We start from the raw sequence: 22,713 nt of genomic DNA on the forward strand, positions 1-22,713 counted from the left end.
TGAATAAGACGGCCCTGCATGGGCCGTTTTTTTATGCGCGCTTAATGCCGTGAGTTAATGAGTACATCACGGGCACCACGCCGAGGGTTAAGACGGTGGCGAAGCCCAAACCAAAGCAGATAACCACGGCCATGGCGCTGAAGAACGGATCAGCCAGCAGCGGCAACAAGCCCAAAATGGTGGTTAAGGCCGCCATGGTGACGGGGCGTAAGCGACTGACCGATGCTTCAAAAATGGCGTCGTAGCCGGCTTTGCCGTTATCGAGCTCAAAGCGGATTTGATCCACTAACACGATGCCATTTTTCACAATCATGCCGGACAAGCTTAAAAATCCGAGCAAAGCCATAAAGCCAAACTCAGCCTGCAACAGCAGCATTCCCGCCGTCACGCCAATAATGGCCAGCGGTACGCAGGACCAGATGACAATGGCGCTGCGCGCCTCATTGAACAGCAGCACCGTAATGATGAACATAATCAAATAGCCCAGTGGCAAGGAGGCAAACACACTGGCTTGAGCCTTGCGTGAGGACTCGTATTCGCCGCCCCATTCCAACTGATAGCCGGTCGGTAGGGCAATGGCTTCCAGCTGCGGGCGCACTTGTTTGAACAAAGCGTTAGCATTGATCGGTGCGTTGGCCGCAGGGTCGGCATAGACCTCAATGGTGCGTTTGCGGTCACGGCGGGCGATGATGGGGTCTTCAAACACCACGTCAAAGCGTTCAACAATTTGCTGGATGGGAATGTAGCGTTTAAAGACCGGGCTCCATATTTGCAAATCCATCAGGCCGTCGACGTTCAGTCGTTCTTGCTCTGGTGGGCGAATCACGATGGGTTTCAGCGTGGTGCCTTCGCGATACAAGCCCACGGTGCGGCCAGAAACACTCAGCTGTAGTAAATCGTCCAAGTCTTGCTTGGAAATACCGGCGCGGCGGGCATTGTCCTCATTAAACGCTGGGCGAATCACTTTAACGCGTTGGCGCCAGTCGTAGCGAATATTAGCGGCGTAGTCGTGATCACGAAGGATTTGTGTGGCTTCTTCAGCCAGTTGACGCAGTACGGTTTGATCTGGGCCAGAAAAACGCGCTTCGATTTTCGCGCTGCTGCCGGGGCCAATTTGCAGCCGCTTGAACTTAATAAAAGTACCTGGGATATGATCGGCTACCCACTGGCGCGCGTCGTCGATTAGGGCGGGGATGTGCTCCCGTTGTTCGGCTCTGACCATGACCTGAGCATAGGCTGGGTACTGTTTTTCTGTGGCATAGGTCAGCATAAAGCGCTGCTCGCCCTGGCCGACGGTGGAGGAGGTAAACTCCACCCTAGGCTGCTTCAAGAAGTACTGCTCCAGTTGTCGCGCGGTTTGCTGAGTGGCGCGAATGTCTGTGCCTTCTGGCAGCCAGATGTCGACTAAAAACATCGGCGTGTTCGACGGTGGGAAAAAGCTCTGCTTGACCTGGCCAAAGCCGACGATGGCGATGATCATGGCGACCACCATCGACACCATAGTGATCATCCGGTGCTGCAGCATACGGCTTAAAATGGCGCGATACACATCATACAGTAGGCCTTTGTAAGTCTCGTTTGCGTCTGCATTGTTGTCGGCTTGGCCATCTTTAAACAGCAGGTTGCATAAGAAGGGGGTCAGCGATAACGCCGTGAGCCAGCTTAGCAATAAAGAAATCAGCAGTACGAAAAACAAAGAGCCAACAAACTCACCGGTTGAGTCTGGTGATAGGCCGATGGGGGCAAAAGCCGTGATGGCAATGACAGTGGCGCCTAATAATGGCCACTGTGTCTGGCGCACAATTTGATAGGCTGCTTCGCGGCGACTTAAGCCGCGCTGAATGCCGATCATAATACCTTCGGTCACCACCAAGGCATTATCTACCAGCATACCCAATGCGATAATTAAAGCGCCCAGTGATATTCGGTGCAGCTGAATACCCATGGTTTCCATCACGATAAAGGTACCCAGTACAGTCAAAAACAGGATGCTGCCAATGATTAAACCGGCACGCATGCCCATAAAGACCAGCAGCACTAAGATAACAATGACGATGGCTGCCAGTAGGTTGTAAACAAAGCCGGTAGAAGATTTATCCACTTCGGCGGGCTGGTCATAGAGGGTGTGCAACTCCATGCCCAAAGGCCGGTTATCTTCTAAGTCAGCGAGGCGTTGACGTAAGTGCTTACCCACTTCCACCACATTGACGCCACTGTTAAACGCAACCCCGATGCGCAGCGAGGGCTCTGCTTGATAATTGGTGAGGTGAGTCGGTACCTCGGCGACGCCCTCTGATATACGGGCGATATCGTGCAGATAAATGAGCTTGTCAGAGCCCGGTTCACTGACCAGCAAGTTCCCCAGCTCTTGCACCGATTGAAACTCCCCCGTGGGATAAATCCGCACGTACTCATCCATGATGCGAATGTGTCCGGCGCTATTAACGGTGTTTTGTGTATTGAGTAAACCGTACAGGCGTGAGATGGGGATGCCCAGATTGGTCATGCGCTCGCGGGAAATATCAATAAATACCTGCTCGGTTTGCGTGCCGGTAATTTCGACTTTGGCGATGCCCTCTAAGGTAGTGAGTTCGCGCTTTAAAAAGTCGGCGTAGTCGGACAAATCTTCATAGGTGTACTCATCGCCTGTCAGCGCCAGTAACACACCAAAGACATCGCCAAAATCGTCTTTAATGATGGGCGTTTTAACTCCAGGGGGCAGGCTGCCCTGACGGTCGCGAATTTTGCGTCGCAACTCATCCCAGATTTGTGGCAGCTGCTCAGACTGGTATTCGGGTTTGATGACCAAGTGGATTTGTGATGAACCCGCTTTAGAAATGGAGTCAACGTAATCAATATACGCCAGTGATTGAATGGCATTTTCCAACGGCGCGGTGACTTCTTCTTCCACTTGCAGCGCACTGGCGCCGGGATAAAAGGTAACCACCATGGCTTCTTTAATGGTGAACTGTGGGTCTTCTAGGCGGCCGAGGTTGAGATAACTTATCACACCGCCGATCAGTAAAATCAGTAGAACCATCCAGCTGGTGGTGGCGTGGCGAATAAAATAGGTGGCGCTGTTTTCGGCTGCCATGCTTAAAGACCTCGCTCACGAACCCAAGGACGTACCCGCATGCCCGCGGTCGCTTGATGCACACCGGCAGCGAGAATGGTTTCGCTGGGCTGCAGACCGGCCAAAATTTCAATGCCTTGGGAGGTAATGCGGCCAATCTCCACATCGCGGCGCACCAGCGTCATGTCGGCACTGACGACCCAGACACTGGCCTCGCTGCCTTGATCCTGACTGGCATGTTGCAATACGGCACTGGAGGGCACCATGAGTACGGTGGGCTGGTCTCTTAGTACCTGATTTAAATCCACGTAGACGCTGGCGGACATCCCAGGTAATAGATTGAGCCCAGGTGGGCGAGGTAGCGTTAACGTGGTGGTAAAACTGCCGGTGGCAGGGTCGGCCTGGGCATTGTGCTCTTTGTAGCTGGCCATAAAGCGCTGCCCTGGCATGGCTTCGAATTCGACTTCAGGTTGGTAGCTAGCGGTATGCTTGGACTCTGTCAGCCTAGCCATCAGATTCTCAGGCACCTGAATTTTGATTTCTAGCTGATCGCGTGCCTGCAATAAAATGACGGTGCGCCCAGCCGCTACAGGCTGGTGTTTGTCTGTGTAAACCTGGGCAATCTCACCTTTAAACGGCGCTTTTAATACGGTGTAGGATAAATCCGTTTCTGCTGCTTGCAGCGCGGCAGCACTAATATCCAACTCGGCTTTGGCTTGGTCAAACTGCGACTGCGACACTTGCTGCTGGCGGAATAAGCCCTCGATACGATCGAATTGTGCTTTGGCGAGTTCATAGCGTGCACGGCGATCATTAACCTTGATGCGATAATCCGATGGGTCGAGGCTGGCCAAGATGTCACCCCGGTCAACGGCTTGGCCTGGTTTTGCTGGCAGTGACTGCAGCTCACCGGCTACTCGAAAGGCCAGCTCAGCTTGTTCAGCGGCTTGTACTTTGGCGGGAAAGCGACGTAGTAGCTGCTCTCCCGGGTTGGGCACATGGTAGAGTTTGGCCGGTCTGGCCTGATCGTTGTCAACGGTTTCTTCTAAAGGTGGCTGTTCGCAGCCACTGAGTAGCAATGCTGCCAATGGCAGCAATAATAACGTTCGCATGTCCTTAAAACCCAGTCTGGCCAGTTGGCCAGCAAGTTTAGGACATTCTGGTCGATGATCATAAGGCGCAGATCAAACAACCGCTTGTCCTGAGCTTGCAACAATCTGCCATCGTTATCGGTGTTAAACCCCGGTTGGTGCTGGAGCGTTAGAGCAGAGACTGTAAATAGCGCGCTACTTCAATGCCGGCTTTGCCGTAGCGGTGCTCAGCAAAGGCATCTTGGGTATTAGATGGCTCCAAATTGATCTCGACACTGTGAGCACCGGCGGCGTTGGCTACTTCAACAAACCCCGCTGCTGGGTAAACATGGCCGCTGGTGCCAATGCTGATAAATAAATCGCAGCGCGCTAGCGCTTGATAAATGTCGTCCATAAATAACGGCATTTCGCCAAACCAAACGATGTGCGGACGCAGTTGTGTCGCTTGGCAGTGTTGGCACTCGCTGTGGGCGTCGATATCTGTATACCAGGGTTGCACATGATCGCACGCAAGGCAGCGCGCTTTACACAGTTCGCCATGCATATGCAGCAGCTGCTGGCTGCCGGCACGCTCGTGTAGGTTATCGACGTTTTGAGTGACAAGCAAAAACTCGCCGTTAAATTCTTGCTCGAAGTTGGCCAGTGCCTGATGGGCAGCGTTGGGATCAACCTCGGCCAATTGTGCTCGGCGCAAGTTGTAAAAATGCTGCACTTGATCGGGGCTGCGAATAAATGCTTCGGGTGTGGCAACGTCCTCGATGCGGTGGTTTTCCCACAAACCGTCGCTGTCGCGAAAGGTTTTGATGCCAGACTCGGCAGAAATGCCGGCACCGGTCAGTACCACGATACGTTGGGTCATGTTATTGGTCCTGAAAATGGTCAGAAAAAAACTGGCGGATTTCATCGGCGCGTTGCAGGCCATCATCATAACCGAGCTGAATCAGTGCCTGACAATAACCGCGCGAGAATAGCAGGTAACTGAGTATGCCACTGCCGTTATTGGCAGCATTGCCACTGCCGCCAAGCAGCAGACGCAATGCTTTCGGCATTTCATTGACGTGCTGGCCAGCAATATCGTCCAAAGATTGGCTGGGGCTGATTTCGAGCAGGCCAATATGACGCAGCTCCATCGCTTGGCGTTTACGGACTTTCTCTGGGATTAAGCTGACGGTGCGGTTGATGCGCTGCAAGCGTTCAATGTCAGTTTCCATGCTGTCAAGAAAAGCAGCATTGAGCATATGGCCCATGACTTTGGCTGGGGTGGGGTAGGGTTCGTCTTGCATTGGCGGAGGATTGGAACGGTGGGCGCGGCCGCTGACGCCAATGACCAGCAGTTTTTCGGCGCCAAGATGCAGTGCTGGGCTCATCGGCGCTAACTGGCGCACGGCACCGTCAGCATAAAACTCATGGTGTAGGCGCACTGCGGGGAAAATCATGGGAATCGCCGCTGAGGCCATTAAGTGATCCAAGGTAAGCTCGCTGCGCCGACCAATGCGACGTTGTCGCTGCCAGTTACTGAGGCTGTAGTGACCTTGGAAAAAAGCCACTGACTGGCCGCTGCTTAAGCCAGAACAGTTGATAGCCAGAGCGTGTAAATGCTGGTTATTGATGGCATCTTCAATGGCGTCAAAGCGAATCACTTCGGCCAGCAGCTGGCGCAGCGGCGTATTATCAAGCAGAGCGAGCGGTACTTCTCGTCGCCTTGCACCGAGCAGCAGACCACCGGTCATACGCATTAATGCACGTGACAAGCCAACGGTATCGGTATGGTAGATTTGGTCACAGCTGAAGTTTGACCAGATGCGCTCCAAGTGGCGGATGCCGATGCGGTAGTTATTGGCAAAACTGGCGAGTGCGGCGCCATTTATCGCACCGGCGGAGGTGCCGGAAATAATATCAAAAGGATAGTAGTGCCCCTTTGGCAGCAGCCGATGAATGGCTTTTAAAACACCGACTTGATAGGCTGCTCGAGCACCGCCGCCTGATAAAATCAGTCCGGTTTTTTGCATCATCAATCTGGCTCCTCAATGCCCAGCGGTTCGCAGGACCAAGTGCGTGGCTTGCCAGTTTAGAGTGCCTTTAAGTACTCAACGATGTCCATGGATTCATACAACCATTGCACCTGGCCTTGATCATCCTCAAGTCGCAGGCAAGGAACCGTAGTACGGCCAGTTGCTTGTTGTTGCTCTTGGCGATAATCGGGGTTGCTCAACACATTGCGTAGCTCGACCTCAGTGTCGATTTGCGGCAGAACGCGCAACACCATCTGACAGAATGGGCACGCATCGTAATAATGTAACGCCAACTTCATGGCAGTCGATACCTCTCGTTAAGGAAGGACGGTTAACAAAGGCTGCCAGTATAGCGAACATCGACATGGCTGTGCTGCCTAAGTCTTGAAGTGATGGCTGGCGGAACTGTGTTCATTGTCGGGCGCCAATGTGGTGACGCTGGCGCGTTGCTCAGGTAAGCGAGCACACCAACGGCTGATCATCATTCGCAGCTGCTGCATGTTAATGGGTTTGCTCATGTAGTCGTTCATGCCGCATTCTAAACAGCGTTGTCGATCACTGGGGAGGGCGTGGGCCGTGATGGCGATAATGGGGCAAATGCTCTCTGGCCAATGGCTTTGGCGTATGCGCCGTGTGGCAGTGTAGCCGTCCATGCAGGGCATTTCACAGTCCATAAAAATCAGTTGGTAACGCTGGCCATTGTTGTTGCTCAAACGTTCTAGCGCGTGTTCACCGTTATCTGCCAAGTCGACATCAAATTGCAGCCGTTCGAGCATGGTCTTAATCACGCGTTGATTAATCGTGTTGTCTTCAACCACCAAGATGCGGCCGCGCTGGTCTTGTGCCAGTTGTGCAAAGGGCTGGCTAGATGGAGTAGGCTGTTCCAGTGGCTCATGTTGCTGCGCGACTGCCGCTGCTGGGAATACCAAGCTAACGGCTAACCCAGGGTTGCGATTTTCCACAATAAAATCGCCGCGTAGGCTGTAGCAGGCGGCCTTGACCAATGCTAGCCCCACCCCCGGTGGTGCTTGCAAATCCTGATAAGCCGGTGTGCCATTGGCATGTTGAAAGTAGGCTTGCCAGCGTTGCAGTTCTTTGTCACTGAGACCAGGCCCGTTGTCTTTTAGGGTGATTTGCAGCCCAGCTTCACCGCGCAGAGCACAAGGACGCACGCACAAGTGCAGACTGCCATTTGAAGTTAGGCGCAATGCGTTGTCGGCCAGTGCTTTAAGTGCTTGGCGAATGCACGGGGCGTCAAGGCGCAGCTGAGCGGGCAGCTCATGGCTGAGATCAACCCGTAATGTCAGGCCCTTGCTGTCGCAACCACTGCGCAGTTGCTGCAGCACAGGCTCTAACAATGCATCGATGGAGATATCCTCGAGAATCAGCGGATGGTAGCCGGCTTCCAGTTCTGTGTGGGTCAGTATTTGATTGACGAGGTCCAGCACTTCCTCGGCGCTGCTGCGGGCGTCGAGCAGTTCTTCTTTATGTTGATGAGAGGGTTGCAGCAATGCGTTTTCAATCGAACCGAGGATGCCGTTTAAAGGTCCACGAAACTCGTGGCTAATGGTGGCTAGAAAATGATTTTGGGATTGGTTAATAAGACGTAGGCGCTCGATTTCATCGCGAAGCTGCACCTGCTGGTGGCCCAGCTGCTGGTATTCCTGCTGTTGCTGCTGGTATTGGCCAAGCGCGTAATAGATGGCCAGCAGGGCATGACAACCGATGAGTGTCAGCGTTAGCAGTAGTAGCGGCCAGTGTGAGAGGGCTGTGGTAACCCAGGTGCTCAGGTGCCAAGCCACGACACCCACAATGAAGCTCAGGCAGGCGGACATCGTTAGTCGTTTGGCGGCCAGTGGTTGCGGGTGCAACACTAGCCACCACAGCACTGCAAACAAAGCTAAACCGCCGATGATAACGACTTGGCGCGCTACCGGTGGAAGCAAAGGTAAGGTGGTGGCTACCACTAGGCAGCACAATAGTGGCAGCAATAGCACCGCCAGTGAGCGCTCGTCAGCTTGGCTTAGGCTGGTGATCAAGCCATGCAGCGTGGCCAAAATCAGAATTAGCAATGCAAATGATAACCAGCTTGGGCCACTATTAAGCCAGCCGGTGTTCACTGCCAGCCACATACTGCTCAGGATCACTGAAGCGGCTAGCCATAGCATGGTTGCATTGCGCTTGCGGCGAAGTATGAGGAGCGAGCCGAGCAGTATCAGTGCTAGCAGTGTCTGGCCGCTGGCCATAATCAGGGTTTGATATTGCTCGAAGCGGCTGAGCTGTGCGGCATTGCTGAGGCCAATATCAACTTTGCCCCAGCTACTTCCTTGTAGACGCAACAGCAATATTTGGCTGGTTGAACGTTGCGGCAAGGCCAGTTGGTTGATAGGGCGCACTGGCGCGCTGATATCGCTTAATACTCGGTAGTTATGGTCGACTGTGTCGTAGAGGGTAAGGCGATCGAGCAAAGGTTGACGCACCACCAGTCTGTCTTGTTTACCTGGTGGTAGGTTGATCTTTAACCAAATGACGTTGGCATCGCGCCCTAAAACAGGGGCATGTTCCGTGGCTTTAAACGCTTGCAGATGACGTTGAACATAGTCAATGGATAGGCTGCCGGTAGGGTCCGGCAGTTGCTGCAGGTTAGGCAGTGCCAAAGCTGGCAGTCCAATCACAAGCGCGAATAAAAAAAGGGTCTGGCGGGCAACCGCGGCCATAAGATGCATCCCTGTAAGCAGCCACAACGTTCCTTAGTATTGGCTGCGATACAGGGGTTTGCCAGTCGGTGCTACAAAACGTCACCGAGACTGAGATGCCTTAGAGGCTATGGCGCAAAGCCTCGGTGAAGCGCGCCAATAAGTCGTCGGGACGGTCGCTGCACAGCCAGTGGTGCACTAACTGTAAGCGCTCAGCATTGCGATCAAGGCCTTTGCCAAGGCCGTCGGCCAGGCGCTGTACTTGCACCGCCATGCGTTGGGCCTGATCTTCTGCCGGGCTGTCCAGGTCGGCCAGCAGTTCTAGGCGGATGCACAGCTCACGCGCATCGTGCTCGACCGACAGCTGACCTTGCCAAGCGTGCTCGAACAGTTGCGGATCACAGCCGGGTGGCAGTTGCGCCGCTTGCCAGGTCGATTCATCGTTAGTCTGCAGTGCTTGCAGTTTATCTACTAGGCCTTGCCAGCGCGCACGCTCGGCTTGTCGGCGAGCTTGCTGCTGAGCATCTTGCTGTTGTTGTTCCACCTGCTTCAAACGCTGCGATAGGCGCTGATGAGCGCTGCGCGGCAGCTGTATGGCTTGGAATTGCTGCTGCAGTTGAGTCAGCCCTGAGGCATCTTCGGCGCTGAGGGCTTCGGCTTGCTCAACCAGTGCTTGAGCTTGCTGGATCGCTTCTTCGATATCGGCCTTGCGTGCTTGGCGCTCCTCATTCAGGCGGGCAAACAAGGCATCGCAATGCTGGCGGAACTGCTTCCACAGCTTTTGATCGTCGCGACGCGGCGTCACGCCGACCTGTTTCCAGTCATGCTGCAGTTGTTTGGCTTGCTCAATGGCGGCATCCAAGTCGTCTGCCGTTAGCAAGGATTCTGCGGCATCGACCAGTTGACGCTTGCGCGCCAAGTTGGCGTCGTACTCGTGTTGCAGTTGCTGCTGAATGGCATCGCACGCGCTGCGAAACTCGGCTTGGGTGGCCTTGTGGGAGGCGCGATCAACCGGCGAATACTGGCGGAAGGCGTCGCGCGCAGCATCGAGGGTTTTTTGCACCGCTTTCCAGTCGGCGTTATTCCAGTCCATGGCGGTTGCGTAGTGTTGCAGCTCAGCAATCAACTGGCGGCGTGCGGCAACAAACTGCTCGCGCTGGCGCGCTCGCTCAGCAAAAAACGCCCGGCAGGGTTCAAAGGCTCGGTCACCTGCGGCTTGGAATTTATCCCACAGCGCTTGATCCGGTTTGCCACTGGCCAGTTGCTTCCATTGCTCTTGCAGGTCGTGAATCTTTTCTGCCAACAACTCTGGTGGGAGCTCGGCATCAACCAGGCTCTCCATGGCCTCAATCAGCGCTTCTTTCTTGGGAGTGGTGACAAAACCTTGCCAGTCGCGCATTTCATTCAAGCGTGCCGTCAGTGCTTTAAGGCGACGTTGCTGGCTGACTTTGCTGCCGGCCTGTGTGAGCGAATGCAGTCGGCCCAACACACGCTGAGCCTCTTTGACGTGGCCATCGTCCAGTTGCTGCTGCAAGGTGTTCAACTGTTGGTCGATGTCCGCTAAGCGACTGCTTTCGCTGGCCTGCAGCTGTTGTTGCTGCTGCTGCAGCTGTTCCAAGCGTTGTTGCAGCGGCTGGCGCCACTCTGGCGCCGGGCTGGTCGGCCAGGGCAGTTGCTTTAACCACTGTTGCGCCTGGCGCAGTTGCTGTTCCAGCGCTTTAGGCTGTTCGGCAACGTCGGCTGCTAGCCAAGCGTCTAGGTCGGCCTGTTGTTGCGCCAGATAAGAGAGGGTGTTGAGCTGGGTCAGCAAGGCTTGTTGGGTGTTTTCAAACAGCCGGATGTGCTCATCGCTGGGGCGGGCTTGGACAAAGGCTTCGTCCCATTGTTGTTGCAGTTGCTTCAACTCGGCGTTAAGCGGCTCGACCTGGGTTTCCTGCTGGCAGCGCTGCTGCAGCGTTTGCAGTTGTTGCAATACACGTTGCTGTTGCTCCATGGCGTTTTGCTGACGCTGTTGCTCTTGCTGACGCTGCTGCTCTTGCTGTTGGTGCTCTGCCAAGACGTTGCGGGCTTGCGCTAAGGCGGTGTCGATGACGGCATGTTGGTCGTTGCCAAGCTGCGGTTTGAGCTGTTGCCAGTCTTTTTCTAGCACTTGCAGACGCGCATAAAAGTCAGGCTGATAACCCAGCCGAATGAGGTAGTTCAGCTGCTGTTGCAGCTGTTGCTGTTGCTCTATCAGCGCTTGTTGCTGCTGTTGCTCAGCCTTCACCTGCGCCAATTGCTCTTTGCACCAGCGGTAAACGGCTTTGTCTTTGCCTTGGGCATGTTGTTGTAACTGCTGCAGTTTGTCGCCATCGACAATGCCCTCGGCGGCGGCCAGGCGCACTTTCGCAACAGGGTGCTCCATGGCCAGCTGTAAACGCTCTTGCTGGTCAGTGATGCGGCCAATGGCGGCCAAGCGCAGTGCTTGGTCGTCGGTTAAGGCGGCGATTTGCACCAGCTTGCGATTGTCACTGACCTGCTCGATGCCTTGCTCCGGCAGCAGTTGCTGCAGCCATTGTTGCTTTGCTTGTTGGCGTACTTCTTTTACCTGGTGCTGGCTTAAGCGCTCCAGCAGTGCGGCGTTGCGAATTTTACCCAGCGCTTGCGAGCGCAAATCCACCTGGCTTTCGCGCTCGATAAAGGTCAACAGTGTTTGCTCGTCCTGTAGCTCGCTCAGTGCCTGGCGACGGACTTCCGGGTTGTCGTGTTGCCACTTAGGTTTAAAAAACTTCTTCAGTAATGCCATTGACCCGTTCCACTATCCCACTGTTTGCTGGCTGCTACGCACAAGGTCGCAGCATGTTCGGTGTTGCCTAACTGGGAAGCTTGCATTGCTGCTTGCAGGCGAACCCAGATCATCGGCGGGCGCCCATTTTAACGCCCAATGGCCAAAGGGGAAGTGGTGGCATGAATATGATAATCTGCGCGCCCAACGATAATAAGAAAGAGACTCACCTTCATGACGCGACTGGGGCTACTGCTATTGCTGATATCGATGACGGGTTGCACGACGCTGGGGCTGTCAGATCAGCCGCTAGAAACCTTGCAAACACGTTACACCAACGACGACTCGCACACGCTGCGGGTGGGCGAGCTGGCTATTCATTACCGCGACGAAGGCCGTCGTGACGGCCCTGTGTTGCTGTTACTGCATGGCGTGGCGTCGTCTTTGCATACTTGGGATGGCTGGGTCGAGACGCTGGCGCCACACTACCGCATTATTCGGTTAGATTTGCCGGCTCACGGTCTCACCGGTCCGGATCCTGAGCGCGAGCGCTATGACATAGATTACATGGTGTCGGTGCTGCAGCGTTTTACCCAGGCGCTAGGCCTGGACTCTTTTGTGTTGGCCGGCAACTCTCTGGGCGGCTACATCAGCTGGAACTATGCCGTCGCGCACCCTGAGCAAGTCAGCAAATTGATTTTGGTGGATGCCGCCGGCTATCCGCAAGACATGCCGTTTATCATGTCGCTGGCCTCGTGGCCGGTGATAGGCGATATGAGCCAATGGTTTATGCCACGTTTTATTGTCGGTATGAACATTCGAGCGGCCTATGGCGATGCGGACAAAGTCGACGATCAGCTGGTGCAGCGCTATCACGATTTAACGCTGCGCCCCGGCAACCGAGCCGGCTTGACCGCGGTTTTTCGTACCATGAGTGAGCAAAGCGATAATCCGAACCTAGGGGCGCTGGTGCCCAGCATTCAAATGCCCACCTTGCTGATGTGGGGCGAGCAAGACGACTGGGTGCCGCTGGCGGTGATGCAGCGCTTTGCTGACGATCTGCCGCATGCTGAGCGCATTGTGTATCCGGGGGTGGGCCATATGCCGATGGAAGAAATTCCCCAGCGCAGCGCCCTCGACGCCCACCGATTTATCCAACGGCCCAGTGTGGCCGCCGACTGAACAATTGGAGACTGTGTGAACAGCATTGTCTGGTATGACTACGAAACCTTTGGCGCTCATCCGGCGTGGGACCGGCCGGCACAGTTTGCCGCCATTCGTACCGATGAAGACCTGAATGAAATAGAGCCGCCGGTCGAGTTGTTTTGCCGCCAGGCAGACGACTATTTACCGCATCCGCAAGCGGTGCTGATTACTGGGTTGACGCCGCAGGAATGCAATCAGCGCGGTGTTGCTGAAAACGAGTTTATTGCTCGCATCAACGATATGCTGGCGCAGCCGGGGACCTGCAGCGCCGGCTACAACAGCATTCGCTTTGATGATGAGGTCACTCGCAACGCTTTGTATCGCAACTTTCACGACCCCTATGCGCGCGAATGGCAAAACGGTAATTCACGTTGGGACATTCTCGATGTGGTGCGCTGTGCTTATGCCTTGCGCCCGGATGGCATCGAATGGCCCAAGCATGAAGATGGCCGCACCAGCTTCAAACTGGAGCATTTAACCGCCGCCAACGGGCTTGATCATGGTCAGGCCCATGATGCCGTTTCTGATGTTCGGGCCACCATCGCCTTGGCGCGGCTGATTAAAGAGAAACAGCCAAAATTATACCGTTACCTTTATGGTTTGCGCTTGAAAACAGAAGTGGGTGCCTTGGTGGATGTTCAAAATCATAGGCCCTTGGTGCACATCTCTGGCATGTACCCGGTGGAGCGAGGCTGCATGGCCATCGTTGCGCCCTTGTGCTGGCATCCCAGTAACAAAAATTCCTTTGTCGCGTTTGACTTGAGCCAAGATCCAACGCCGCTGTTTGAGCTCAGCGCCGAAGACATTGCCTTGCGCATCTTTACCCGCCAAAGCGAGCTGCCAGAAGGCGTCGAACGCTTAGCCATCAAAGAGGTGCACATCAATAAGGCGCCGATCTTGGCGCCGGCCAAAACCTTGACCCCAGACCGCGCCGAGCATTGGGACATCAGTGGCGATACCTTGCGCCGCCATCTGGCGTTGATCCAAGCGTATGAAAAACAGCACGGCAGCCTGACCGCCAAGTTGCATCAGGTATTTGCCGCACGTGAGTTTGGCGCCGTTGAGGATGTCGACGGTCGCCTGTATGACGGTTTTTTCTCGCGCAACGACAAGCAGGCGATGGAAGATGTGCGGCGCTTAAGCGGTTGGGATTTGGTGGATTGGCCATCACCGTTTGCCGACAGTCGCGGCGAGGAAATGCTGTTTCGCTATCGGGCGCGTAATTACCCAGAAACCCTAGAAGGCGATGAGCGCCAGCGCTGGGAAGACTTTCGTCGCCAGCGTTTGATTCATGGTGTGAGCGGCTCACCACTGTTAACGTTCGAGCAGTTTGCCAGCGAGTTGCAGCGCTTGGCCCAGCAGTTGCTGGAAGCAGGGGATGAGCGTCGTTTGATGTGGCTGCAAGAGCTGCAATTTTACGCCGAGTCGCTTTATCCGCTCGATGATTAACCCAAATATTGACAGCGAGGGCGCGGCTGTTAGTGTGCGCCCATTTTGGCCGCCAGTGGCCGTTTGAGAACATAGGTACTGCTGAAATGAAAATTGCCGTTGCCGGAACCGGCTACGTGGGGTTGTCCAATGCCATGCTGTTGGCTCAGCACAATGACGTGGTGGCCCTCGATATCGACGCGCACAAAGTTGAGTTATTAAATCAGCGTCAGTCGCCCATTGCCGATGACGATATCGAGCGTTTTTTGGCGCGCGATGATTTGCACTTTACCGCCACGCTGGATAAAGAGCTGGCTTATCGTGGCGCCGATTACGTCATTATTGCCACACCAACGGATTACGATGTCGATACCAACTACTTCAACACCAGCAGTGTAGAAGCGGTGATGCACGATGTGATGCGCATCAACCCCGACGCTGTGATGGTGATCAAATCGACGGTGCCGGTTGGTTTTACCGCCCGTATTCGCCATGAGTTGGCCTGCGATAACATTATTTTTTCGCCAGAGTTTTTGCGTGAAGGGCGTGCGCTGTACGATAACTTGTATCCGTCACGCATCATTATTGGCGAAGACAGCGAGCGAGCACGCCGCTTTGCTGGCTTATTGGTACAAGGTGCTGTGGCGGATAATATTCCACAGCTGTTTATTGATTCGACCGAAGCCGAAGCCGTTAAATTATTTTCCAATACTTATTTGGCCATGCGCGTGGCTTATTTTAATGAGCTAGACAGCTACGCCCAAGTACACGGCTTAAATACCCGGCAAATTATTGAAGGTGTCGGCTTGGACCCACGCATTGGCCAGCACTACAACAATCCATCGTTTGGTTACGGTGGCTATTGTTTGCCCAAAGACACCAAGCAATTATTGGCCAATTTTGAAGACGTACCGAATAACATGGTGCGCGCCATCGTTGATGCCAACCGTACTCGCAAGGATTTTGTCGCCGACTCTATCATCGACAGAAGGCCGAATGTGGTCGGCATTTATCGGTTGGTGATGAAATCTGGCTCGGATAATTTCCGCGCGTCTGCCGTGCAAGGCATTATGAAACGCATCAAGGCCAAGGGCATCGAGGTCGTGGTGTATGAGCCAGTGCTGCAAGAAGAGCATTTTTTCCATTCACGGGTAATCAATGACTTGGATGAATTTTTAGCCTTGTCGGATGTGATCGTGGCGAATCGTTTGGCAGATGAACTGCTACCGGTAAAAGAAAAAGTGTATACGCGCGATTTGTTTGGCCACGATTAAAATGTTTCAGAAAAGAGTAAAGATAGTACTTTTAGTATCGTTGCATCTGAAAGAGCGCTAATATGCGCTCTTCTTTTTAACTGGCTGGAGGATATTTGATGATTGTAATGACTTCCGGCCGGGCCTGCCGCTAACACCAACTACCGTTAGCTCGCATCGCTGCCCGGCACTCGCCGGGGGCTTTCGCCCCTGATATTGCTGTATTTTTTGCAGTAATTAGTTTTGCAGTAATTGGCAAACGATGACGCATTGCGTCAGGGGTTATCATGTCTAATTTTTCTTTGCTCAACTTGGGTTGGCAGACGTTTTTTCAACAACAACTGTCTTTGCAGGAATGCACCGACGCTGAACCGATGCGCTTAATGCACCAGCACCGTGATCGTTGGCATCTATCTGGTGAAGCGGGGGAGCGTATCGTCACCGCGGTGCCGGATTGGCACGTTTGTGTGGGTGATTGGATGCTGCTGCAAGAGTCACGTCCGCTGCGCTTGCTGGAGCGCCAGTCGGTGTTTCAGCGGCGCCGTGCTGGCAATGAATCGGTGGCGCAGTTAATTGCGGTAAATGTCGATACGGTGCTCATTGTGATGGCGCTGAATCACGATTTTAATCTCAATCGTCTGGAGCGCTATCTGGCACTGATCAACGAAGCCTGTGCCGAGGCCGTGGTGGTTTTAACGCGTGCAGATGAATGCAGTGAGATCGACGGTTATGTCGACGCCGTGCAGGCCATTGATTCGCTGCTGCCGGTGTTGGCATTGAACGCTTTGAATGAGGCTGATGTGCGCCAGCAGTTGCAGCCTTGGTGTCGTCCAGGGCGAACGCTGGCGGTGATGGGGTCATCCGGAGTGGGTAAATCGACGCTGAGCAATGCCTTGCTGGGCAGCGATCTGCAGCTTACTGGGGGCATTCGGGCTGACGATAGCAAGGGGCGTCATACGACCACCGGCCGTTCACTGTTGTGTTTGGACAACGGAGCGTTGCTGATGGATATGCCGGGCATGCGCGAGCTGCAGCTGACGCAATGTCAGCAAGGGCTGGAGCAAACATTTGCCGATGTGGGTGAGTGGGTGGCGCAATGTCGCTTCAGCGATTGTCAGCATCAGCAAGAACCTGGCTGTGCCATACGAGCGGCGTTGGACGACGGGCGTTTAGATGAGCGCCGTTGGCGTAACTACCTCAAGCTGCAGCGTGAAGAGGCGCGCAACAGCGCCACCTTGGCCGAAAGGCGTCAGGCAGAACGGCGTTTTGCCCATCATGCCCGAACCGTCGTGGCGCAGAAAAAACTGCTGCGCGGTTGAGCTGTCAGCACCTCAAAGCCAGCGCCTCAAAATGAATCGAGGCGCTGGGCAATTTCCGGGTGGTGTGGGTAGCGTTGTTGCAGCGTTTGCAATCGCTGCTGCGCCTGCTCCACTCGGCCATAAGCCAGCATAACGTCAATCTCTTTCAGCTGTTGGTTGATTTCTCGGTCACTGGAATGGCCTGGGTTCAACCAGCGCTGTAACACCACCCAGATCAAGGCACTCAAGCCGAGGATCAGGCTAAGCATTGACAGATGCGACAACGGCAGCGTGATAACCGCCACGGTTATGGCGGTAGCCAGTGCCAGCAATGTTGCAGTAGCAGCGAATCGCGAAGCAGACGAGCGCGCTTTGAAATCATTATTGAACATATTGTCAGCATACGAAAAAAAGCCATCCCTAGCAGGGATTTGTGTCACAAAGTGACGATGAATGTCACCGGCTGTTGGTATGACTGACGTGGTGTAGGAGCGGTAGCCGCTAACCGTCATTCTGTTGTTGTGCGAATGTGTACTGCTTTGGCCATGGCGTCGTTTTTTACAGGCTAACAATTTGGTCAGTTGAATAATTGGATTGCGGGCTTGCTGGGACTTTACAAATGCTGGACACTGTGGGAAAAAATCCCACATATACTGTTGGCGTGTTGGAATACCCCAAAGAGATAAGGAGATATGAATATGGCGATGTATGCTTACCGGCCGCTGGCCGTATCGGTGCTGGCATTTGCCATCGCTGCCTGTGGCGGCAATAGCAGCAATGGCACAGATGACCCGCAGCTGGGCCCTGATGGGAGCTTGGAGCAGTATTTAAAGCAAGGCTTTGTTAACAGTCGCAGCGAAGATATCTACGAAGATGATGCAGCGGCACCGCCCGACGTAAGTGATAGTGTCAGCGACGGTGGGGTGTCTGATACCAATACCCAAGAAGCTGGCGTTGATGAAGCCGACCTCATCAAGCTCAATAGCAACTATTTGTATGCCTATAAGCCACGTCAATACGATGCTGGCAGCAGGCGTCACGCTAGCATCGAGGTGTACGAAATTGATGGCAATCCCATTGCTAGCGAGCACAAGGGCAGTGTTCCCTTGCCTGATATCAGTTGGGGCGTAGAAGGCTTGTACCTAGTTGACGATGCCTTGGTCACCATCGCCCACGGCGACGTGCCCAGTATGGCCGTTGCAGCGATGGACAGTGGTTTTGCGTCCACCGCTGACGGCGCTGTTAGTGAGCCGTTTTATGGGCAGCAGCAAACCACCTCGGTAACGGTTTTCGGGTTGCAAGATCCGGCACTGCCAGAGCGGTTAACGGATCTAAGCATTGAGGGTTACTTAATTAGCAGCCGTCGCATTGGCGACACCTTATATATGGTGAGTAAGTTTTCCCCCGCCATTGCCGTGCCGTATTGGGATGACGTCAGTCAGGAAGATTGGCAGCGCCGAATAGAAGAGACGCCACTAGAAGATATGCTGCCGCGCTACTGGGTTAATGGTGAGGAAGCAGGGCGTTTGTTTACCGATGGCAAATGTTACTTGCCTGACCAAGACGATCAAGGCGGTTACCCTAGCATTATTGCCATTACTAAGGTGGATTTATCCAACCCGCAAAACTGGGAAAGCCAGTGTGCCAGTGGCCGTATCGACGGTGTGTATGCCTCCGCCAATGCGTTTTTCATTACCGGTGGCTGGTACGGCGGTGAAACCCGCATTGACCAATACGACCTAGAGAGCTTTACTCGCGTCGCGACGGGTAAAGTGGCAGGCAACTTGTCTGGCTCTATGCCGAGCTTTCGTTTAAGCGAAAAAGATGGCTACCTGCGTGTTGTCACTAGCAGCACAGATGATTTCTGGATTGGTATTCCTGAGGTTATGGGGGCAACGACTGCTTCAGAACCGGAGCCTGAAGGCCCAGAGCACAGGTTATATGTGTTGAAAGCCAACGCGGAGGGCGGTTTTGATCAGGTAGCGGTACTGCCCAATGAGCAGCGCCCCGCTGCCATAGGCAAACCGGGTGAAGAAGTGAAATCCGTGCGCTATCGCGGCGATAAAGCCTACGTGGTGACGTTTGAGCGCACCGACCCGCTGTACGTGATTAATCTCAGCAATCCTGCCGACCCCTTTATCGAAGGCGAGCTCGAAGTTACTGGGTTTTCTGAGTACCTACATCCCTTGGCTAATGATTTATTGCTGGGCCTGGGTCGCAGTGCCGACCAAGAAGGTAATATTACCGGCCTGAAACTGAGCCTGTTTAGCACCGTTAACCCCGCCGCTCCGGTGGAGCTGCAGTCATATGCATTGGGCGAGCGCTGGGCGTATTCCGATGCCTTGTGGAATCATCGCGCGATTAGCTTTTTAGAGATAGATGGCGTTACGCGCATGGCGTTTGCTTGGAACGACTATCCGGCGGACAGCTATCAAGCCGTCCCTAAGCTGCACGTGGTGGACATTGATCATGATCAGCAACAAATGCAGGTGCAGGTGGACAACACCTATAAAACCAACGAGCCATGGGGTGGTAGCTATACCCGTGTACCGTTGCACAACGATGGTGTGCACCTAGTGAATGATGGCGCCGTAACCTCGAAAACCCTGTTGCAGTGGCAACAATAGTTCAGGCTTAGTTGCTGGCGGCTTTTGCCATTGCCAAGGTGCATCAGCGTGCCAGGAGCTTCTGTGAGCAGCCTGCTTGCCCGGCCTTCGCCGGGCTTTTTTGTGGTTTTCACGTAACAGCCTCGGCGGTTGCGGCTCTAGGTAACTTGCTTATATCAGTAACGGCTCTTTTTTCTGGCTTTCATTTTCATCACTTAGACGCATGTTCACGCCCTGGCTAGGCCCTTCTGTGTATTGGTTTTGAGTGAATCATAGCTGGATGCTGATACGTCAGATCGGCCTCTTTGGACATTGCTGCTTGCTGTGACGCGGTGTTAGATGGAGGCATAACAACAATAATCACCACAGGGTACCCGCCATGAACCGACTGTCGTTAATTGCAGTGCTGTTGGTGTCGCTATTACCGCTCCACGTCTCTGGCCTAGAAGCCAATGATCAGCGCCGTTTGCAGCGTTTGGACAGCACCATCATGAATCCGAACTTGCCGCTCGCTCAGCGCATTCGCGCATTAAAACAGCGTCATGCTGATTTGCTGGTGGATGGTAAAATTCATCGTCGCTTTTGTGTGTGGGACCCACTGGGGCGCGGTGGTCCGATATACGCCACCGTGCACGAGCAAACGCTGCGCTCGTTACATTACGGCTTGGTGTTGGCTGTGGAGGCCTATCAGGATGAAGACGCATTGCTGGCTGCCTTTGAGCAGCGTCAATGCGATGCGGCGTTGGTGCGCGGCAATCGAGTTTATGAATTCAGTCGTTTTGCGGCGACGTTAGAAGCCATAGGTGGGGTACCTGATCGTCGCCATTTACAGGTGTTGATGCAAGTGTTGGCCAGCCCTAAGCTGGCGGATAAGCTCAGCCACAACGGTTACACCTTGCTGGGCGTAGCGCCGTTGGGAGAATCTTACTTCTTTGCCTCCCAAAGCGACTTGGCGCAACTCAACCAGCTGCGCCAAGGCCCCATTGCTGTGGTGCCGAATGAACCCTCGCTCCAGGCCGCGGCTCAGTACTTGGGCGGTCAGGCAACCGTCATACCGTTGGCGCAACTGGTTGATGGCTTTGCTCGACAGCAGCTGCCGGCTATGTTGGCACCGGTGGCGGTTTATCCGGTGATGTCTGGCCAGTTGCGCCAGCCGGTACATATCTTTGATGTGCCGGTGGCTCAATCCACTATTCAGATGATTGGTCACAGTGAGCGCTTCCCAACCGGACTGGCGCAGATGCTGCGCGAAGACTTCCTGTTCAAGTTTGATAGCTATATGCGTCGCGTCGATCAAGAGCGACGTGCAATTCCACCAGCCAGCTGGAAGCCGGTAGCGGAGCAAGTTCAAGCGCAATTGCAGCGCGATTGGCATCAGCTGCGACAACGGTTACTGCAGCAAGGCCTATACGATCAAGAAATGCTGGCGCTGCAGCGCAAGGTACGTTGCCGCATTAATCCGCAGTCTTGGGAGTGTGAGGCGAATGCAGTTGCTGCTGAGCAACGGTGATGATGCGTTCAATGCTTTGATCGCCACCGTCGCGGTCGGCACACAGAGCATAAAAAGCTTGCTGCAGCTCGTCCACGTCACCAACCAGCGTCACGCCGTACTTACTGCAAACGTCGTTGCGAATGACGGCTGGTGCAAAGAAAAAACCGTGCCCTTGGCTGCCAAACGCCTTCAGCAGCGCTGAGTCGTCAAACTCGCCCATGATGCGGCTCTGTACTTGATGGCGAGCCAGCCAGCTTAATAAACTGGCGCGCAAGCCTGAATGAGTATCCGTCGGCAGTAATAGGGGAGCACCGTGTAGGCAATGTGGGAACTCCCCTGGCCATTGAGCCGACAAGCTCGGTGCAGCAAAACACGCCATGCGGCTGCTGCCGAGCAAATGGCTGAAGCAGCGGATTTTCATATTGGCCGGTATTGGACTGTCGGCCAGCACTAGGTCGAGCTTGCCGACGGCCAGCTCGCCCAGTAGGTCAGGCATCGGCTGTTCACGGCAGATCAGCTGCGTGGGGCCAGCGTCCAAGGCGGGCAGCAACAGTTGATGAGCGATGGCTTTGGGCAGGGCGTCGACAATGCCCACGCGAAACTGCCGCGGTTGTTGCTCTTCGCCGTGGTGTAGGGCATCGCGTAATTGCTCACCCAGATCAAAAATGTCGCGACTGTAGTGCAAGGCCAGTCGGCCGGCACTGGTAAGCTCCAGTTGGCGGCCAGATTTACGCAGCAGCTCAGCGCCCAGTTGTTGCTCGAGTAGGCGCAGCTGGCCGCTGATGGTTTGCGGTGTTACGTTGAGCCTAGCGGCGGCAGCCTGTACGCTGCCTTCTTGGGCTACCTGTTGAAAGTAAAACAAATGCTTGAAGTTTAAGGGTTTCATTAACTTCCTCTGCTCGTACAGGAACCAAGCGCCAACCAGAAAGATCAAAAAAAACCGAATGGTTGTGGCAAGATAATTCGAATATTATTCTTCTTCGACCAGTCCTACAATTGACGGAACTCACACGAAAGGAGTTGAGCTATGAATCGTCCAGATTACCTGAATATGAAAAGCGACCAGAGCGCTGATAGCCGCGTCGCTACCAGCGACACCTTTGAAGGCTATGGCCGTGATCAGGTGGTCTCTACCGATGGTCGCAAGGTGTTGCGCAATACCTATGCACTGTTGTCCATGACGCTAATCTTCAGTGCCGTTATGGCCATGGCCTCGATGGCGTTCAACGTGCCGCACTTTGGCTTGTGGACACTGTTGGTGTACTTCGGCCTGCTGTTCTTTGTTGAAAAGACCAAAGACAGCGCCATGGGCTTGGTGGCCGTGTTTGCTTTGACCGGCTTTATGGGCGTCACCTTAGGCCCTATCCTGAGCTTCTATCTGACCCAGCTGCAAAATGGTGGTGAACTGATTGCCATGGCGATGGGTACGACGGGTCTGATTTTTCTGACCATGTCGGGTTGGGTGCTGAGCACTGGTAAAGACCTGAGTGGTTGGGGCAAGACCTTGATGGTCGGTATCTTGATGGCCTTTGTACTGAGCCTAGGCGCTTTTTTCTTTGAAATCCCAGCGTTGGCATTGGCGGTTTCGGGCATGTTCATCATTTTGATGTCGGGCTTGATTGCTTACCAAACCAGCGCCATTCTGCATGGCGGTGAGACCAACTACATTTCAGCAACCGTTACCTTGTATGTAGCGATTTACAACTTGTTCCTGTCGTTGCTGCAAATCTTCGGTGTTATGGGAGGCGATGAGTAGGTGTCACGGCTCGCTCATTAATCCCACTCTCAAGCCCC

General features: G+C 54.3%; 16 protein-coding genes. 7 read left to right on the top strand and 9 right to left on the bottom strand.

All coding sequences use genetic code 11. From position 1 onward, the window contains the following. Nucleotides 1-31: 31 nt before the first annotated feature. The 7 genes from IE090_RS02225 to IE090_RS02255 all read right to left on the bottom strand — a co-directional run bounded on the left by IE090_RS02225 (nucleotide 32) and on the right by IE090_RS02255 (nucleotide 11,657). Nucleotides 32-3,094 carry an efflux RND transporter permease subunit gene (locus IE090_RS02225; protein WP_189386698.1) on the bottom strand — a complete coding sequence of 1,021 codons (3,063 nt, stop codon included), beginning with the start codon at nucleotides 3,092-3,094 and terminating at the stop codon, nucleotides 32-34. A gap of 2 nt (nucleotides 3,095-3,096) precedes the next feature. Beyond that, on the bottom strand, nucleotides 3,097-4,185 hold the full coding sequence (locus IE090_RS02230; RefSeq protein WP_189386699.1) for an efflux RND transporter periplasmic adaptor subunit: 1,089 nt from the start codon (nucleotides 4,183-4,185) through the stop codon (nucleotides 3,097-3,099). A 148-nt stretch (nucleotides 4,186-4,333) separates the two neighbouring features. Then, complete coding sequence (cobB, locus tag IE090_RS02235) at nucleotides 4,334-5,023, bottom strand: Sir2 family NAD+-dependent deacetylase (protein WP_229815371.1); 690 nt, start codon at nucleotides 5,021-5,023, stop codon at nucleotides 4,334-4,336. Between the two features lies 1 nt (nucleotide 5,024). Further along, entirely contained in the window at nucleotides 5,025-6,176 is a 1,152-nt protein-coding gene (locus tag IE090_RS02240; RefSeq protein WP_189386701.1) for a patatin-like phospholipase family protein, read from the bottom strand. Between the two features lie 56 nt (nucleotides 6,177-6,232). Further along, the gene (locus tag IE090_RS02245; RefSeq protein ID WP_189386702.1) at nucleotides 6,233-6,475 is read right to left on the bottom strand and encodes a glutaredoxin family protein; all 243 of its coding nucleotides are present in this window, start codon (nucleotides 6,473-6,475) and stop codon (nucleotides 6,233-6,235) included. Between the two features lie 78 nt (nucleotides 6,476-6,553). Next, a complete protein-coding gene (locus IE090_RS02250; protein WP_189386703.1) occupies nucleotides 6,554-8,833 on the bottom strand; it encodes a response regulator in 2,280 nt (759 codons plus the stop codon). Between the two features lie 160 nt (nucleotides 8,834-8,993). Beyond that, nucleotides 8,994-11,657: a DUF349 domain-containing protein gene (locus IE090_RS02255; protein ID WP_189386704.1), complete on the bottom strand. Its 2,664-nt coding sequence runs from the start codon at nucleotides 11,655-11,657 to the stop codon at nucleotides 8,994-8,996. Nucleotides 11,658-11,870: 213 nt separating this feature from the next. Between IE090_RS02255 and IE090_RS02260 the strand changes: the two genes are divergently transcribed. The 4 genes from IE090_RS02260 to rsgA all read left to right on the top strand — a co-directional run bounded on the left by IE090_RS02260 (nucleotide 11,871) and on the right by rsgA (nucleotide 16,842). Next, nucleotides 11,871-12,818 (top strand): alpha/beta fold hydrolase, encoded by a 948-nt coding sequence (locus IE090_RS02260; protein WP_189386705.1) that lies wholly within the window; start codon nucleotides 11,871-11,873, stop codon nucleotides 12,816-12,818. Between the two features lie 15 nt (nucleotides 12,819-12,833). Next, entirely contained in the window at nucleotides 12,834-14,291 is a 1,458-nt protein-coding gene (gene sbcB, locus IE090_RS02265) for an exodeoxyribonuclease I (RefSeq protein WP_189386706.1), read from the top strand. Between the two features lie 86 nt (nucleotides 14,292-14,377). Next, nucleotides 14,378-15,544 carry a nucleotide sugar dehydrogenase gene (locus IE090_RS02270; RefSeq protein WP_189386707.1) on the top strand — a complete coding sequence of 389 codons (1,167 nt, stop codon included), beginning with the start codon at nucleotides 14,378-14,380 and terminating at the stop codon, nucleotides 15,542-15,544. Between the two features lie 266 nt (nucleotides 15,545-15,810). Further along, the gene (gene rsgA / locus IE090_RS02275; protein ID WP_189386708.1) at nucleotides 15,811-16,842 is read left to right on the top strand and encodes a ribosome small subunit-dependent GTPase A; all 1,032 of its coding nucleotides are present in this window, start codon (nucleotides 15,811-15,813) and stop codon (nucleotides 16,840-16,842) included. 26 nt (nucleotides 16,843-16,868) lie between these two features. Here rsgA and IE090_RS02280 read toward each other — a convergent pair whose 3' ends face one another. Beyond that, nucleotides 16,869-17,090, bottom strand: coding sequence for a DUF6584 family protein (locus IE090_RS02280; protein WP_189386709.1), 222 nt, complete (start codon nucleotides 17,088-17,090; stop codon nucleotides 16,869-16,871). Between the two features lie 429 nt (nucleotides 17,091-17,519). On the opposite strand from IE090_RS02280, the gene IE090_RS02285 reads away from it, so the two are divergent. Then, complete coding sequence (locus IE090_RS02285) at nucleotides 17,520-19,448, top strand: beta-propeller domain-containing protein (protein ID WP_189386710.1); 1,929 nt, start codon at nucleotides 17,520-17,522, stop codon at nucleotides 19,446-19,448. Between the two features lie 358 nt (nucleotides 19,449-19,806). Beyond that, on the top strand, nucleotides 19,807-20,937 hold the full coding sequence (locus IE090_RS02290) for a putative solute-binding protein (RefSeq protein ID WP_189386711.1): 1,131 nt from the start codon (nucleotides 19,807-19,809) through the stop codon (nucleotides 20,935-20,937). Here the strand turns inward: IE090_RS02290 and IE090_RS02295 are convergent. Then, a complete protein-coding gene (locus tag IE090_RS02295) occupies nucleotides 20,882-21,805 on the bottom strand; it encodes a LysR family transcriptional regulator (protein ID WP_189386712.1) in 924 nt (307 codons plus the stop codon). The genes IE090_RS02290 and IE090_RS02295 overlap by 56 nt on opposite strands. A 141-nt stretch (nucleotides 21,806-21,946) precedes the next feature. Here IE090_RS02295 and IE090_RS02300 point away from each other — a divergent pair, with 141 nt between their 5' ends. Next, on the top strand, nucleotides 21,947-22,675 hold the full coding sequence (locus tag IE090_RS02300) for a Bax inhibitor-1/YccA family protein (protein ID WP_189386713.1): 729 nt from the start codon (nucleotides 21,947-21,949) through the stop codon (nucleotides 22,673-22,675). The last annotated feature ends 38 nt before the right edge of the window (nucleotides 22,676-22,713 follow it).

The organism is Bacterioplanes sanyensis (assembly GCF_014652515.1).
Taxonomy (GTDB): Bacteria; Pseudomonadota; Gammaproteobacteria; order Pseudomonadales; family Oceanobacteraceae; genus Bacterioplanes; species Bacterioplanes sanyensis.